The organism is Pseudomonas sp. RA_15y_Pfl2_54 (genome assembly GCF_963971015.1).
Classification (GTDB): domain Bacteria; phylum Pseudomonadota; class Gammaproteobacteria; order Pseudomonadales; family Pseudomonadaceae; genus Aquipseudomonas; species Aquipseudomonas baetica_A.
In genome coordinates, this window is record NZ_CAXAPN010000046.1 from 1 (window position 1) to 16,223 (window position 16,223).

9 protein-coding genes are annotated in these 16,223 nt (G+C 61.1%); 3 read left to right on the forward strand and 6 right to left on the reverse strand.

What is annotated here, in order from left to right; translation table 11 throughout:
• Window positions 1–683: 683 nt before the first annotated feature.
• Window positions 684–1,847: a type III PLP-dependent enzyme gene (locus AACY50_RS26160; protein ID WP_008088754.1), complete on the forward strand. Its 1,164-nt coding sequence runs from the start codon at window positions 684–686 to the stop codon at window positions 1,845–1,847.
• Window positions 1,848–1,927: 80 nt separating this feature from the next.
• Here AACY50_RS26160 and AACY50_RS26165 read toward each other — a convergent pair whose 3' ends face one another.
• Window positions 1,928–2,686, reverse strand: coding sequence for a tetratricopeptide repeat protein (locus AACY50_RS26165; RefSeq protein WP_339539500.1), 759 nt, complete (start codon window positions 2,684–2,686; stop codon window positions 1,928–1,930).
• Window positions 2,683–3,363, reverse strand: coding sequence for a Fe2+-dependent dioxygenase (locus AACY50_RS26170; protein ID WP_339431713.1), 681 nt, complete (start codon window positions 3,361–3,363; stop codon window positions 2,683–2,685). The genes AACY50_RS26165 and AACY50_RS26170 overlap by 4 nt, the downstream gene beginning before the upstream one ends.
• A gap of 206 nt (window positions 3,364–3,569) precedes the next feature.
• On the opposite strand from AACY50_RS26170, the gene AACY50_RS26175 reads away from it, so the two are divergent.
• Both AACY50_RS26175 and AACY50_RS26180 read left to right on the forward strand, forming a co-directional pair.
• Window positions 3,570–5,885 (forward strand): TonB-dependent receptor, encoded by a 2,316-nt coding sequence (locus AACY50_RS26175; protein ID WP_339431712.1) that lies wholly within the window; start codon window positions 3,570–3,572, stop codon window positions 5,883–5,885.
• Between the two features lie 234 nt (window positions 5,886–6,119).
• On the forward strand, window positions 6,120–8,648 hold the full coding sequence (locus AACY50_RS26180; RefSeq protein ID WP_339465515.1) for a sulfite reductase flavoprotein subunit alpha: 2,529 nt from the start codon (window positions 6,120–6,122) through the stop codon (window positions 8,646–8,648).
• Between the two features lie 58 nt (window positions 8,649–8,706).
• Here the strand turns inward: AACY50_RS26180 and AACY50_RS26185 are convergent, their stop codons facing one another.
• From AACY50_RS26185 to ptsP, 4 genes are all read right to left on the reverse strand, one after another.
• On the reverse strand, window positions 8,707–10,248 hold the full coding sequence (locus AACY50_RS26185; protein WP_339539503.1) for an alkaline phosphatase D family protein: 1,542 nt from the start codon (window positions 10,246–10,248) through the stop codon (window positions 8,707–8,709).
• Between the two features lie 171 nt (window positions 10,249–10,419).
• Entirely contained in the window at window positions 10,420–12,153 is a 1,734-nt protein-coding gene (locus tag AACY50_RS26190) for a PTS fructose-like transporter subunit IIB (RefSeq protein WP_339431710.1), read from the reverse strand.
• Between the two features lie 11 nt (window positions 12,154–12,164).
• Window positions 12,165–13,106 carry a 1-phosphofructokinase gene (pfkB, locus tag AACY50_RS26195; protein ID WP_339431709.1) on the reverse strand — a complete coding sequence of 314 codons (942 nt, stop codon included), beginning with the start codon at window positions 13,104–13,106 and terminating at the stop codon, window positions 12,165–12,167.
• On the reverse strand, window positions 13,106–15,967 hold the full coding sequence (gene ptsP, locus AACY50_RS26200; protein WP_339539506.1) for a phosphoenolpyruvate--protein phosphotransferase: 2,862 nt from the start codon (window positions 15,965–15,967) through the stop codon (window positions 13,106–13,108). The genes pfkB and ptsP overlap by 1 nt, the downstream gene beginning before the upstream one ends.
• Window positions 15,968–16,223: the final 256 nt, after the last annotated feature.

Genomic DNA, 16,223 nt, shown 5'->3' on the forward strand with positions numbered 1-16,223 from the left:
AGCAGCATCTTAAGTAATGCGGCTCTGCGTTCAGGTGAATAGTACGGCACGACCAGTCTCTTTCCGCCCCCGATATGCTTTTTTTGGAAAAACCGGAGAGGCGACAACTATCCTGACACCGGGGGCCCCCCATCATGCAAACGGGTCGACGGAGCCATTTCCAATAACAAAAAATACTGTGCTCGCCGATCACCAGACTTTCTTTAAGAACTAATCGGCGCCCTCATCCTAGAAAGAAAACCGCGTCTAGACACCTGTCAGAAATACTAGTCCTGACGGTTGTCTCAAGGCTTTTTTGGAATTAAACGTCTGTGGCTTATTTCCGTTTTTTCCAGCCATACCAACTACGCAAATCCATGCTCGAGGGAACATCAGCCTGTCATGTCGGTCGGTTACATCAGTACCGGAGGAAGACCGCACGACGGAAGCGTGCAAAAACGCGACATTTTTTGTTGATCTCAGGCCCCTCACGCCCTAAAGTTCGCGCCGAACGTCCATGCTGGAAACGATCCATCCGGCTCAAGTACTGACGACGAGACAGCAAGGCCAAGGGCAGCATCGGCGCCCGTGGCCTTTTTGCTTTCGGCGACATGCCTTGGGAAGTAGGCGAACCAAAGTGGGGATACGGAGGACGTTCATTTGCACCCATTGTTTTTACTTGTTTGCCCATAGGAGCTCCCAGCATGTCGATCCAGGTCGAAGACTATTTCGCGCGCGCTACATTCGACAAAATGAAGGCGTTCGCCGACAAACAGGAAACCCCGTTCGTGGTGATCGACACCGCGATGATCAGCCAGGCCTACGATGACCTGCGCGCCGGTTTCGAATTCGCCAAGGTCTACTACGCGGTCAAGGCCAACCCGGCCGTCGAGATCATCGACCTGCTCAAAGAGAAAGGTTCGAGCTTCGACATCGCCTCGATCTACGAGCTGGACAAAGTGATGGATCGCGGCGTCAGCGCCGACCGTATCAGCTACGGCAACACCATCAAGAAATCCAAGGACATCCGCTACTTCTATGAGAAGGGCGTGCGTCTGTTCTCCACCGACTCCGAAGCCGACCTGCGCAACATCGCCAAGGCTGCACCGGGCTCGAAAGTGTATGTGCGCATCCTCACTGAAGGCTCGACCACCGCTGACTGGCCGCTGTCGCGCAAATTCGGCTGCCAGACCGACATGGCCATGGACCTGCTGATCCTCGCCCGAGACCTGGGCCTGGTGCCTTACGGCATCTCGTTCCACGTCGGTTCGCAGCAGCGCGACATCAGCGTCTGGGACGCGGCAATCGCCAAGGTCAAAGTGATTTTCGAACGTCTGAAAGAAGAAGACGGCATTCACCTGAAGCTGATCAACATGGGCGGTGGCTTCCCGGCCAACTACATCACCCGCACCAACAGCCTGGAAACCTACGCTGAAGAAATCATCCGTTTCCTGAAAGAAGACTTCGGTGATGACCTGCCGGAAATCATTCTGGAGCCGGGCCGTTCGCTGATCGCCAACGCCGGCATCCTGGTCAGCGAAGTGGTATTGGTCGCACGTAAATCGCGCACCGCCGTCGAGCGCTGGGTGTACACCGATGTGGGCAAGTTCTCCGGCCTGATCGAAACCATGGACGAGGCGATCAAGTTCCCGATCTGGACCGAGAAGAAAGGCGAGATGGAAGAAGTGGTGATCGCAGGCCCGACCTGCGACAGCGCCGACATCATGTACGAGAACTACAAGTACGGCTTGCCGCTGAACCTGGCGATTGGTGATCGTCTGTACTGGTTGTCGACCGGTGCGTACACCACCAGCTACAGCGCGGTTGAGTTCAATGGCTTTCCGCCGCTGAAATCGTATTACGTGTAATTGTTGAACCGGTAATGCGTAAAGCCCACGACATGTCGTGGGCTTTTTTGTGCGTCGATGCAAGCCCGCTCCCACAAGGGTTATGCGCTGCGGCTCAGCTCATCCGTACGCTGTTGATACCTGGAGGCCAACGCCTGAATCTCTGGATCTGTTGCATTTAACAGCGTCTTGCTTGCCACCCGCAGAAAATTCAGATTACCGCCAGCCAACGCCTTCTCAAGCCAAACCACCGCCTCATCAATCCGCCCTTCCCCCGCCAACACTGCGGCAAAACTGAACTGCCCGCGAAAATCCCCGCCCTTGGCCGAACGTCGATACCACTCGCGCGCCATGACCGGATCCGCCGGACATGCCTGCCCTTCTTCCAGATAACGCCCCAGCAGATTCATCGATTTCGCATGGCCCCGTTCAGCCGCGCGCCGATAAAGCGCCAGCGCCTGCAAATGATCCACCACCACACCGCGCCCGGTCGCCAGCAAATTGGCGAGGTTGTACATCGCCCAATCCAGCCCGGCATCCGCGGCGATCCGATAATGCTGCGCCGCAACAGACGCATCTGCGCCACCCCCCCAACCATGCTCATGGCACCGCCCGAGCATATTGCGCGCCATCAAGTGGCCGCGCCCGGCGGCGATGCCAAACCAGCGCAGCGCCAACGGCTGATCCCTGGCAATGCCCTGCCCCTCCAGAAGGATCTGCCCCAGCAACGCCTGGGCTTCAACTTCGCCCTCACCCGCCGCCAGCAAAATCGCCTGCGCGGCACGGGCCGGGCTTTCTTCGAGCATGGCGCTGAGTTGTTCACCGCTGAGGATTTCCTCGCGACGCAGTTTAAAACTCATACCTCGACCCAGCGCCGCAGCAGGTTGTGATACGTGCCGGTAAGGCGGATCAGCGATGGGTGATCAGGCATGTCCTGGGTGAGTTGCTGGATCGCGCCGTCCATCTCGAACAGCAGCGCGCGCTGGCTGTCTTCGCGCACCAGGCTTTGCGTCCAGAAGAACGACGCATAACGCGCACCGCGAGTGACCGCATTGACCTTGTGCAGACTGGTGCCGGGGTACAGCACCATGTCGCCTGCGGGCAGCTTCACCCGTTGGGTGCCGAAGGTGTCCTGGATTTCCAGTTCGCCGCCGTCGTAATCCGCAGGCTCGCTGAAAAACAGCGTGGCCGACAGATCAGTGCGCACCCGCTCGATGCTGCCCTTCGGTTGGCGCACGGCGTTGTCGATGTGGAAGTCGAAACTGCCGCCGGCCGTGTAACAGTTCACTAACGGCGGGAACACTTTGTGCGGCAGCGCGGCGGACATGAACAGCGGATTTTTCCACAGCCGCTCAAGCATCGCTGCGCCAATTTCCTTGGCCAGTGGGTGGCCTTCAGGCAATTGCAGATTGTGTTTGGCCTTGGCCGACTGGTAGCCGGCGGTGATCTTGCCATCGGCCCAGTCCGCCTCTTCGAGCGCCTGGCGGATGCGCTGCACTTCTTCTTTCGCGAACAGGCCGGGAATGTGCAGCAGCATGGCAAACGTACCTGATGGTAAAAGATTGCCAATGGTATTGATTCTTATTGACCGTGTAAAACACCCAGACGAATGAATCAGTAAAAACCGTAAGGCCAAATTGTAAAGAATGTAAATTTGGTGCGAATAACAATATTTCGCAATTGATACAAATACCTGTTTACCCTATATTCCGCCGCCTCAAATCCTTGGGGAGGGGAATTCAAATGGCACGTCAACACGCACAAATACCGGTCAGTTCACCACGTTTGCTCGCCTCTGCAATTGGCGTGGCAATCACCGCAGGCTCCGCGGGCCACATGGTATTCGCCGCCGAAAAGACCGACAGCAAAGCCTCTGGCAATGCCATCGCCCTGGACGCCACCGCCATCACCGGCGAAGTGCAGGACACCACGTCCTACCAGGTCGAGAAAGCCTCCTCGCCCAAGTACACCGCGCCGCTGGTCGACACACCGCGCTCGGTCACCGTGATCCCGCAACAAGTGCTCAAAGACACCGGCGCCCTGAACATGCAGGATGCGCTGCGTACCGTGCCGGGCATCACCTTCGGTGCCGGTGAGGGTGGCAACCCGCAGGGTGATCGTCCGTTCATCCGCGGCTTCGACGCCCAGGGCGACACCTACCTGGACGGCGTGCGCGACACCGGTTCGCAGAGCCGCGAGATCTTCGCCGTCGAAAACATCGAAGTCAGCAAGGGCCCGAACTCGGCCATCGGTGGTCGCGGCGCAGCCGGCGGCAGCATCAACCTGGTGAGCAAGAAAGCCCACCTGGGCGATTCGTTCGACGGTGGTTTTACCTGGGGCTCAGACCAGACCCAGCGCTACACCCTGGACGGCAACTACCAGTTCAGCGACACCGCTGCCGGGCGTCTGAACCTGATGAGCCACGAAAGCAACGTCGCCGGCCGCGACAAGGTCGATTACGACCGTTGGGGCATCGCGCCGTCGTTGGCGTTCGGCCTGGGCACCGACACCCGCGTCAACCTCGATTACTACCATCTGGAAAGCAACGACACACCGGACTCGGGCGTGCCGTACACCATTCCAGCCGGTGGTTCGGCAGCACGCAGCAAATCCAACCCGGACAAGCCGTACGCCGGCGGTGACCACAGCAATTTCTACGGTCTGGATCGCGATTTCCGCAAGGGCCGCACCGACACCGCGACCTTCGCCATTGAGCACGATTTGAGCGACTCGCTGACGATCAAGAACACCCTGCGCCACGGCACCAGCATGCAGGATTACATCCTGACCCAGCCGGACGACAGCAAAGGAAACGTCAACAACGGCAGCGTCTGGCGTCGGGCGAACACTCGCGTGAGCAACACCGAGACCACCACCAACCAGACGGACCTGTTCGGCAACTTCTACGTCGCCGGTTTCAAGAACAGCTTCTCCACCGGCGTCGAATACACCCGCGAGCAAGGCCAGAAGTCCTCGTACACCGTCAACACCGACACCACGCCGCGCACCACCGCTGTCACCAATAACTGCACGCCGTCGATGATCGGCGCGTCGAGCGGCTACAACTGCACCTCGCTGTCGAACCCGAACCCGAACGATCCGTGGAACGGCGCTATCTCGCGCAACTACGCCGGCACCGACACCAAGGCCAGCACTTACGCGCTGTATGTGTTCGACACCCTGGAACTGTCCGAGCAGTGGCTTGTGAACATGGGCCTGCGTTACGACCACTTCGACACCGAATACAAAACCTACACCGCGGCCGGCAAAACCACCTCCAAGGGTGATGACACCAGCGAGTTCGTTACCGGTCAGTTCGGCGTGGTCTACAAACCAGCGGATAACGGCAGCATCTATGCATCCTATGCCACCTCCGCCACCCCGCCGGGCAACACCCTCGGCGAAGGCCAGGAAGGCAACCCGTTGGGCGGCACCCCGAACCGCGCCGGCAACTTGCTCAGCAGCGACATGGAGCCGGAAACCACCAAGAACTACGAAATCGGCACCAAGTGGGATCTGCTCAACGATCGCTTGTCGCTGACGGCTGATGTCTTCCGCACCGAGAAAGATAACGCTCGCGTGCAAGTCGATACCACGTCGTACGAGAACGCCGGAAAAACCCGCGTACAAGGTATCGAACTGTCGGCCAGCGGCAAGATCACCGAACAGTGGCAAGTGTTCGCCGGTTACGCCTACATGGACAGCGAGCAGGTCGACGGCGGCCCGATGGGCAAGGCCAACGACGGCAACCAACTGCCCAACACGCCGAAAAACAGCGCGAGCCTGTGGACCACTTATCAGGTCACACCGAAGCTGACCATTGGTGGCGGTGCGTTCTACGTCGATGAGGTGTTCGGCAGCGTGGCCAACACCACCCTGGTCGATTCGTACGTGCGTTACGACGCGATGGCGGCCTACAAGCTGACCAAGAACGTCGACCTGCAACTCAACGTGCAGAACCTGACCAACGAAACCTATTACGACAAAGCCTTCGCGACCCACTTCGCCAACCAGGCGGCGGGCCGTACGGCACTGTTGAGCACCAATTTCCACTTCTGATCAATGCTGTAAATGTCGGAGCGGCCTTGCTCGCGAAAGCGGTGTGTCAGAGAAATAGATATCGACTGACATGACGCATTCGCGAGCAAGCCCCCTCCCACAAGGAATGCGCCGCAAGGTACGGCCCCGTTCATTCAGTTGAACGGGGCTTTTGTGCGTAATAAAGAACGCTTCTCGATAAGCCACGGCATAATGCGCGCCGTGATGACAATTTCCGAACGGACGGCGAGTGACGTGTTAAAGAAAACCCTGTTCCAGTTGCACTGGTTTTTTGGCATCACTGCCGGGCTGGTGCTGGCCTTGATGGGCATTACCGGTGCGGCCTATTCGTTTCAGGACGAAATCCTGCGAGCGCTGAACCCGTCGGTGCTGCAGGTGGAAAAACACGTCGCCGGGGTCCTGCCGCCGGTCGAACTGGTGGAGCGCATCGAGGCCACTTCGGGCAAGAAAGTCTCGATGCTCTGGGTCGAGACCGACAGCGGCAACGCCGCAAAGGTGTTCTTCACTCCGCCAAAAGGCCAACGTCGCGGTGAGATGCGCTACTTCGATCCGTACACCGCAGAGTTCAAGGGTGACGCAACCGGCCAGGACTTCTTCGGCCTGATGCTGCAACTGCACCGTTTCCTCGCCATGGGCGACACCGGGCGCACCATCACCGGCGCCTGCACCTTGATTCTGCTGTTCTTCTGCCTGTCCGGCCTTTACCTGCGCTGGCCGCGCCAGTGGAACAAATGGCGCGTGTGGCTGACCCTGGACTGGAAGAAAAAGGGCCGCGCGTTCAATTGGGATCTGCACTCCGTGGCGGGAACCTGGTGCCTGTTGGTGTATCTGCTGCTGGCGTTGACCGGGTTGTCGTGGTCGTACGAGTGGTACAACAAAGGCCTGACCAAACTGCTGTCCGACGCACCGCAGAACGAGCGCGTGCGCGGTGGCCGCGGGCCGGCGCCAGAGGGTCCGGCGCCAACCGCCGACTACACGGCGATGTGGAGCAGCATCTACAGCGCCGCCGGCCCGGGCCTGTCTGCCTACAACATCCGCATGCCGCCCGTGGCTGGCCAACCGGCGACGGTGTTCTACCTGCTCGACCGTTCGCCCCATGATCGCGCGCTGAACCAGATCACCCTCGACCCGGCCACCGGCATCGTCAAACGCGTTGATCGCTACGCCGACAAGAGTTTCAAGGCGCAACTGCTGACCAGCCTTTATGCGCTGCACGTGGGCAGCTATTTCGGCCTTGTCGGGCGGCTCATCATCACCCTCGCTGCGGTGTGCATGCCGCTGTTCTTCATCACGGGATGGCTGTTGTATCTGGATCGTCGGCGCAAGAAGCAGCAGATCCACAATGCCCGCAAAGGCCTTGAACAACCGGCCGGCGATGCGGCTTCGTGGTTGATCGGTTTCGCCAGCCAGAGCGGTTTCGCCGAGCAACTGGCGTGGCAGAGCGCAGGCCAGTTGCAAGCCGCCGGGATGTCGGTGAACGTGCAACCGCTGGCAACCGTCAGTGAGCAGGATCTGCGTGAGTCAGCCAACGCACTGTTTGTCGTCAGCACCTTCGGCGACGGCGAGGCGCCAGACAGCGCCCGCGGTTTCGAGCGCAAAGTGCTCAGCCACGCGGCGACACTCGACAGCCTGAACTATGCGGTGCTGGGCCTTGGCGATCGCCAGTACCCGCACTTCTGCGGCTTCGCCCGGCGCTTGCATCAATGGCTGAGCGAGCATGGCGCCAAGACCTTGTTCGCCCCCGTGGAAGTCGACAGCGCTGATCCCTACGCCCTGGGTCACTGGCAAACCCAGCTCGGCCAGATCACCGGGCAAGCACCGGTCGACACCTGGCAAGCGCCGAACTACGACAACTGGACGCTGCTGCGCCGCGAGCGGATGAACCCGGACAGCAGCGGCTCGCCGGTTTTTCTGATCGCTCTGAGCGCACCGGACACCAGCAGTTGGCTGGCCGGTGACCTGGTAGAAGTGCTGCCGCGCAACGGCGGTTGGGCCATCGAACACTTCCTCGACGGCCTCGGTATTCGCGGCGAGACCAAGGTGATCATCAATGGCCTGGAAGAGCCGCTGGAGGTCGCCCTGGCCACCCGTCAGTTGCCGGAGCACCGCGCGCATCTGGTCGGCCTGCATGCGCAGGCGCTGGTCGACGCGATGGTGCCGCTGACGATGCGCGAATACTCGATTGCCTCGATTCCCGCCGATGGCGTGCTGGAGCTGATTGTGCGTCAGGAACAACACGCCAATGGCAGCCTTGGCATTGGTTCCGGCTGGCTGACCGAACACGCGCCGGTGGGTGGCAGCATCAGTCTGCGAGTGCGCCGCAACAGCGGTTTCCACTTGCCGAACGAGCCAGTGCCCATGATTCTGCTGGGCAACGGCACGGGCCTTGCCGGGTTACGCAGTTTGCTCAAAGCGCGTATTGCCGACGGTCAGCAACGCCAGTGGTTACTGTTTGGCGAGCGTAATCGTGAGCACGACTTCCTCTGTCGAACGGAGCTGGAGGAGTGGTTGATCAACGGTGATCTGGAGCGACTGGATCTGGCGTTTTCGCGGGATCAGGCCGAGAAGATTTATGTACAGGATCGCTTGCGTGAATCGGCCGATGAACTGAAAAAATGGCTGGCCGACGGTGCTGTCATCTATATCTGTGGCAGCTTGCAGGGAATGGCATCAGGCGTGGATCAAGTGCTCAGTGAAGTCCTTGGTGCTGCTGAAGTTGAAAGCCTGATCGAACAGGGCCGATACCGCCGCGACGTTTATTGACCGTGCCCCATCCCCCCTGTGAGAACGAGCCTGCTCGCTCCCACAGGGGGTGCGGTGATTAGACTGGCTGCAACTTGCGCTCAAACACCGCCACCCCATCCAGATCGCGCAACACCACGCTCATCTCCCCGCTCTGCCCTTCAATATTCACCTCGCCAAAAAACTGAAACCCGGCAAACGGCGAAGTGTTCTGTGCCGGCGGGGCTTTCTCGAACACCACCTCAGGCCCAAAGGTCTTGTCCAGCGGATTAGGCCCGAAACTCCCGGCATTCAACGGCCCGGCGACAAACTCCCAGAACGGTTCGAAATCCTGAAACGCCGCACGATCCGGGTGATAGTGATGCGCCGCGCAGTAGTGAACATCGGCCGTGAGAAAGACAAAATTGCGCACCTGCTGCGCCCGCAGAAATCCGAGCAATTCGGCAATTTCCAGCTCACGCCCCTGCGCGGGTCCCGGATCGCCGTTGGCCACTGCTTCCCAACGCGCCACACCTGGACTGACCTCGCCATCGGGCACACCAAGACCAATCGGCATATCAGCGGCGATCACTTTCCATTGCGCTTGCGAGCCCTTGAGACCCTGCTTGAGCCAGTTCAGTTGCGCACGCCCAAGAAACGGTTTCCCCGCCCCCAGGTTGTCATCGTTGGCCTCGCGATAACTGCGCATGTCGAGGACAAACACATCAAGCATCGGCCCGTAACTGAGCTTGCGATAAATCCGCCCGCCACCGTCTGCGGTCTGCAAACGCATCGGCGCGTATTCGAGCCAGGCCTGACGCGCTCGGCCCACCAGCGTGTGGATATCTTTCTCCTGATAGCGCTCATCCAGTTGCTTGCCCGGTGACCAGTTGTTGACCACCTCATGGTCGTCCCACTGCCAGATCTGTGGCACCTGGGCATTGAAGCGGCGGATGTTTTCATCCAGCAGGTTGTAGCGGTAGTTGCCCCGATAATCGTCGAGGGTCTGCGCGACGTTGCTTTTCGCTTCAGTGGTGATGTTGCGCCACACCCGCCCCCCTTCCGTCACAAGCTGCGCCGGCACCGGGCCGTCGGCGTAGATGGTGTCGCCGCTGTGGATAAAGAAGTCCGGCAGGCGCAGACGCATGGCTTCGTAGATACGCATGCCACCGATGTCCGGGTTGATGCCAAAACCCTGGCCGACGGTGTCGCCGCTCCAGACGAATCGAATATCACGCTTGGCCGTCGGCACGCTGCGTAAATGGCCGAACCACGGTTCGCTGGCGATGCCGGTCTGCGCGTCTTCAAAGTAAACACGATAGAAAATCGCCTGATCGGCGGGCAACCCGGTCAGCTCGACACGAGCGGTGAAATCAGTGCGGGCGTCGGCCAGTGGCGAGACAGATCGGCGGGGGTTGCCGAACAGGCTGCGCGTGTCCCACTCAACCACCATCCGCGCCGGACGATCACTGCGACTCCAGATCATCGCCCGATCGCCTTGCAGGTCGCCGGACTGCACGCCATCGGTCAGTTGCGGACGATCCTTGACGGACGCGATCACCGCCGGCGCCAGCCCCGGCATCAATAGCCCCGCGCCCACGGCTTGCATGACACGACGGCGACCGAGGTTGAAATCGCTCATGGTGTTCTCCCTGGAAAAAGGAAAACTAAAGCACGGGTTTATGAACCCGGCATGACATCAGCCCACCCCCCCATGTGGGAGCGGGCTTGCTCGCGAAGGCGTCGTATCAGCCAACATCGAATCGACTGACGCACCGCTTTCGCGAGCAAGCCCACACACAGGGGATGTACGTCAGGCCTTCGCCGGTGCCATTGTGAGGTCGACGGACTCGGGACGTTTGACCGTCGCGTACACCACCGCCGTCAGCAAACTACCGGCGACAATCGCCAGCAGATAAAGCAGCGCATGATTGATCGCATTCGGAATCGCCAGCACGAACAAGCCACCGTGCGGCGCCATCAGTTTGCAGCCGAAGTACATCGACAGCGCGCCGGTCAACGCACCGCCCGCGATGCTCGCCGGGATCACCCGCAGCGGGTCTTTCGCGGCAAACGGAATCGCCCCTTCGGAGATAAAGCACAGCCCCAGCACGAACGCCGCCTTACCCGCTTCGCGCTCGGTCTGGGCGAACTTGCGTCGGGCGATGAACGTGGCAATACCCAGACCAATCGGTGGCACCATCCCTGCCGCCATGGTCGCGGCCATCGGCGCATAACTTTGCGAGGCGAGCAGCCCCACCGAAAAGGCATACGCGGCTTTGTTGATCGGCCCACCGAGGTCGACGCACATCATGCCGCCGAGCAACACACCCAGCAGAATCGCATTGGTGGTGCCCATGCTGTCGAGGAAATGCGTCAGCGCCGCGAGCATCTGCGCTACGGGTTTGCCGACCACGTAGATCATCACCAGACCGGTGAACAGGCTGGCGAACAACGGGATGATCAGAATCGGTTTCAACGCTTCAAGACTTTGCGGAAGCGCGACATATCGACTGATCGCCTTGGCCGCGTAACCGGCAATGAAACCGGCGACGATTCCGCCGATAAACCCGGCGCCCAGGGTGCTGGCGAGCAAGCCGCCAATCATCCCCGGCGCCAGGCCTGGACGGTCAGCAATAGAGTAGGCGATGTAACCGGCCAGCAGCGGCACCATCAACTTGAACGCGGTCTCGCCGCCGATCTGCATCAGTGCCGCCGCCAGCGTGCCTTCTTCCTTGAACGCGGTGATGCCAAAGACAAACGACAGGGCAATCATCAAACCACCCGCCACCACCATCGGCAGCATGTACGACACGCCGGTCAGCAGGTGTTTGTAGACGCCGGTTTTCTCCGACTTGACGGGGGCCTTGCCCTCGCTGGCAGCGCTTTCCTGCTGGCCTTCGGCGAGGGCTTTTTTCAGCGTCGCTTCGGACTGTTTCAACGCAATGCCGGTGCCACAGCGGTAGATTTTCTTGCCGGCAAAACGCTCGGTGGCAACGTCGATATCCGCCGCCAGCAACACCACATCCGCCTCGGCAATCGCTGTCGCACTCAGGGGCGTTTTCGCCCCCACCGAACCTTGGGTTTCGACTTGCAGTTCATAGCCCAGACGCTTGGCCGTTTGCTGCAACGCTTCGGCCGCCATAAAGGTGTGGGCGACACCGGTCGGGCATGCGGTGATGGCGACGATGCGCGGTGCACGTTGCGCAACCGCAGCAGGGGCGGCTTCGGTTGCGACATAAATTTCGGCTTCTTCGGCACCGCGACGCAGTACGCCTTCGACGTCCTGCAGGGCTTGTGCCGGGGCAATCTGAAAGAGTCGTTTGCCGACGAACCGCGTCATGTCGACGTTGCCGGTGGCCACCAGCAACACCCACTCCGCCGCCTCAATGGTCGCCGCCGACAATTCGCGTTCCGGATGCGCCGCATCAACCACTTCAACGCTGGTGCTCCAGCCCTGACGCTGCGCTGCCGCATCAAGCAAACGGGCGCACAGCACACTGGTGACCATGCCGTTCGGGCAGGCCGTAACAATGGCTAACTTCATGACAAACCCTCTTATTGTTCTGTCAGGGGGCGAATGCGCACGCCCTGTTCGAGCTGCGCCAGTTGCGTGGCGTCGTTGATGCCAAAACCGATCTGCGTCACCGCCATCGCCGCAATCGCGGTGGCCGTGCGCAAGGTCTGCTCAGGCGTGTCGGCGCTGAGCAAACCATGGAGCATGCCGGCCAGCAGCGAATCGCCGGCACCGACGGTGCTGGCCACGCTGACCTTGGGCGGCGAGGCGTGCAGCGCCGAGCCGACACTGAACCAGTTCACACCGTCGGCACCGTGGGAGATCACGACATGCTCGATGCCTTGAGCGTGCAGTCGACTCGCCGCTTGAGCCTCGGCGGCGTGGGAAACCACCTCGCAACCCAAGGCATCGGCCAGTTCCTCCGTGTTCGGTTTGATCAGCCAAGGGCTGGCCTTCAACGCTTGGCGCAACGCTTCGCCGCTGGAGTCGAGGGCGACTTTCAGGCCAAGCGAGTTCAGCCGCTCGATCAATTCGCGCAGCCACTGCGCAGTCACGCCACGCGGCAAACTGCCGGCGACCACGACCGCGTCATGCCCCGGCGCAATCTGCACCAGACGCTCAAGCAACGCCTGCTGCGCGGCTGCATCGACCAACGGCCCAGGGCCGTTGATGTCGGTGATACGGCCATCGCTTTCAGCGACTTTGATATTGCTGCGCGTCTCACCCGGTACACGGATAAACGCGTCGACAAAACCGCGCTTGGCGAACAGGGTTTCGAACGCTTGCAGGTTGTCTTCGCCGAGAAAACCGCTGACCGTCAGTTGATGCCCGAGGTCGGCCAGCACCTGCGCAACGTTCACGCCTTTGCCAGCGGCGTGGGTGTGCATTTCGTCGCTGCGGTTGACCTGACCGGGCGCAAGCACTGGCAGCTCAACCGTGAGGTCCAGCGCCGGGTTGAGGGTCAGGGTGAGAATCTTGGCCATTACAGGGCCTCCACTAATGCACGCACTTCATTGGCGCTGCCCACGGTGAGGGCTTGTTGAGCAAGGGTTTGCGCCTGGGTCAGGCTGAGTTCGCGCACGCGCGCCTTGACCTCGGCAATGCTGCGTCCGGACACACTCAGCTCATCGACGCCAAGGCCAACCAGCACCGGCACCGCCAACGGGTCCGCCGCCAGTTCACCGCACACGCCCACCCATTTGCCGTGGGCATGGGCCGCGCGTACGGTGATGTCGATCAGTTGCAGCACCGCCGGGTGCAGGCCGTCAGCCTGGGCCGACAGGGTCGGGTGACCACGGTCGATGGCCAGGGTGTATTGGGTCAGGTCGTTGGTGCCGACGCTGAAGAAGTCGACTTCTTTGGCCAGCACCGGCGCGAGCAACGCGGCGGATGGGACTTCAATCATGATCCCCAGTTGCAAATCGGCCACCGGGATTTCCAGGCGCAGACGCTCGGTCATGTCACGGGCCTGACGCCACTCTTCGACGCTGCCGACCATCGGGAACATGATGCGCAATGGACGGTTGTCCGCCGAACGCAGCAAGGCACGCAGTTGCGCTTCCATGATCTGCGGACGCTGCAAGGTCAGGCGAATGCCGCGCACGCCGAGGAACGGGTTTTCTTCCTTGGCGATCGGCCAATACGGCAGCGGTTTGTCGCCGCCAACGTCCAGCGTACGCACCACCAGCGGCCGCCCGGCGAGGCCATCAAGAACGCGGCGGTATTCGGCTTCCTGAGTCGCTTCGTCCGGCGCTTGCGGGTGGGCCATGAAAATCAGTTCGGTGCGCAGCAGACCGATGCCTTCGGCGCCCTGCTCCACCGCGCTGATGACGCCAGCGCTTTCGCCGATGTTGGCGAACACTTCGACGGCGTGGCCGTCGGTGGTGTGCGCCGGTTGATGACGTTGTTCGGCGGCCACCTTGAGGCGCTGCTCACGGGTGTCGCGTTCTTCGGCGGCGCGTTGCAGGGTTGCGGCATCGGCGTCGACATGCAGGCGACCGCGCTGACCGTCCAGCAGCAACGGCGTGCCCCGCGCCAGCAGCAACACCGCCGCGCCGGCGCCGACCAGCGCTGGAATCCCCAGAGCCCGCGCAACGATTGCACTGTGCGCGGTGGCACCGCCGCGAGCGGTGAGAATCCCCGCCACGCGCGCAGGGTCCAGCCGCGCCACGTCGGACGGGCCGACTTCGTCCATCACCAGAATGTACGGTTGCTCCGGCTCGCTCGGCGTCTGCACGCCACACAGTTGCGCCAATACACGGCGACCGATATCACGCAGATCCGCCGCACGCTCGGCGAGCAAGGCGTCCTGTAGCGACTCCTGCTGTTTGGCCGCGGCTTCGATCACTGCCATCCACGCCGCTTCAGCGCTTTCGCCCTGCTTGAGGCGCGTGTCGACTTCGTCGGTCAGTTCCGGGTCGTCGAGCATCTCCTGATGGGTGATGAAAATCTCGCGAATGGCTTTGGCTTTGCTGCGTTCGATCAGGCCCTGAATATCACCGCGCACATCGCTCACCGCCTGCTTGAGACGCGCACGCTCGACAGCCGCGGACTCGCCGCGCAGCGGGTAATCGATGGTTTGTTGCACTTGAATGTGCGCAGGGCCAATCGCGATGCCCGGTGCCGCCGGGATCGCTTGCAGCAGGCTGCCGGACGCCGGGGCGACCACGACTTCGGCGATATCGGCAACCACTTCGCGTTGCTGGCTCACGGCCGGCAACGGCTCGACTTCTTCGCCGAGGCCTTCTTCGATGGCGGCCAACAAGGCGGGCAACGCATCGGCGGCGATGCTCGGTTCGGCGATCAGCTCCAGCACCTGACCGCGACGGGCGCCCAGGCTCAGCAGTTTGCTCAGGCTCTTCACCGACACGGCGCTGTCCTGACCGTCGACAATGCGCACACGAATTTCGCCATCAAAACTCTTGGCCAGTTGCGCGAGGATCTTCGCCGGACGCGCATGCAAACCGTGGGCATTGGCCAACGCAATACGTGCGCTCGGCCAGTCGGCCGGCAATTCACCGCCAAGCACTTCGAGGACTTTACGGCTGCTGGTGGCACGACCCAGTTCGTGACCGCGACCTTCGATCAGCAACGCACACAAGCGCTCAAGCAAGGCCTGATGCGCTTCGCCCAGGCTGGCCAGGCAGAACAGACCGCTGAGCGGTTGGCCGAGATAACGCATCGGTTTGTCCGGGGTGACAAAAGCCAGGCCCGGGCGTTTCACCGTTTGTTCGCTGTGCAGCCACCACAGGCCATCGCCCAGCGGCAGCGCTTCGACTTGCTGCAACACACCGGCAAAGCCGTTGCTCACGCAATCGGCCTGACGCAATAGACGCGCGCCACGCCAGACCAGTTCTTCGAAATCGTCGGCGGAGACACCGAGGCCGATCATCTGCGCGTCCAGCGCCAATTCCTGCGGCGCGCCTTGCAGCAGTTTCAGCAGCGCTTCGGGGGAACTGGCGCGGCGCAGGGCCTGGCCCAGATCGGTCTCGCCGAGGGCGCGGGTCAGCAGTTGCAACAGGCGCAGGTGTTCATCGGATTTGGCGGCGATACCGATGGCCAGATAAACGATCTGACCATCGCCCCAATCCACGCCCTCGGGAAACTGCATCAGGCGCACGCCAGTGGCGAACACTTGGTCGCGGGTCTCGGGGGTGCCGTGCGGGATGGCAATACCTTGGCCGAGAAAGGTCGAGCCCTGGGCTTCGCGAGCCTGCAATCCGGCGAGGTATCCGTCGGCGACCAATCCATCGGCGACCAGGTGATTGGCCAGCAATTGCAGGGCAGCGGGTTTATCCACAGCCGATTGGCCCATGGATATCTGCTCTATAGTGAGCTCGAGCATGCGATCTCCTTTTTGGCACATGAAGGTGCCAGGTATTGTTTTGAATGGTTGCAGCTTAGGCGCTTGTCAGCTTCCTTTTCAGGGGCATTTTTGGCGGTTTCACGGCAGAACCGGTCAAAGGCGTCTAAAACGTAGAAAATACGCTTGCTGAAACGTTTAATCTAGATTGATCGGCACGTTACTCGATAATGTCTCATCCTTGAAGTCCAACTTGTCGGATGCGCGCCGGCAATAGTCGTCTGTCCTAATCGGGTAG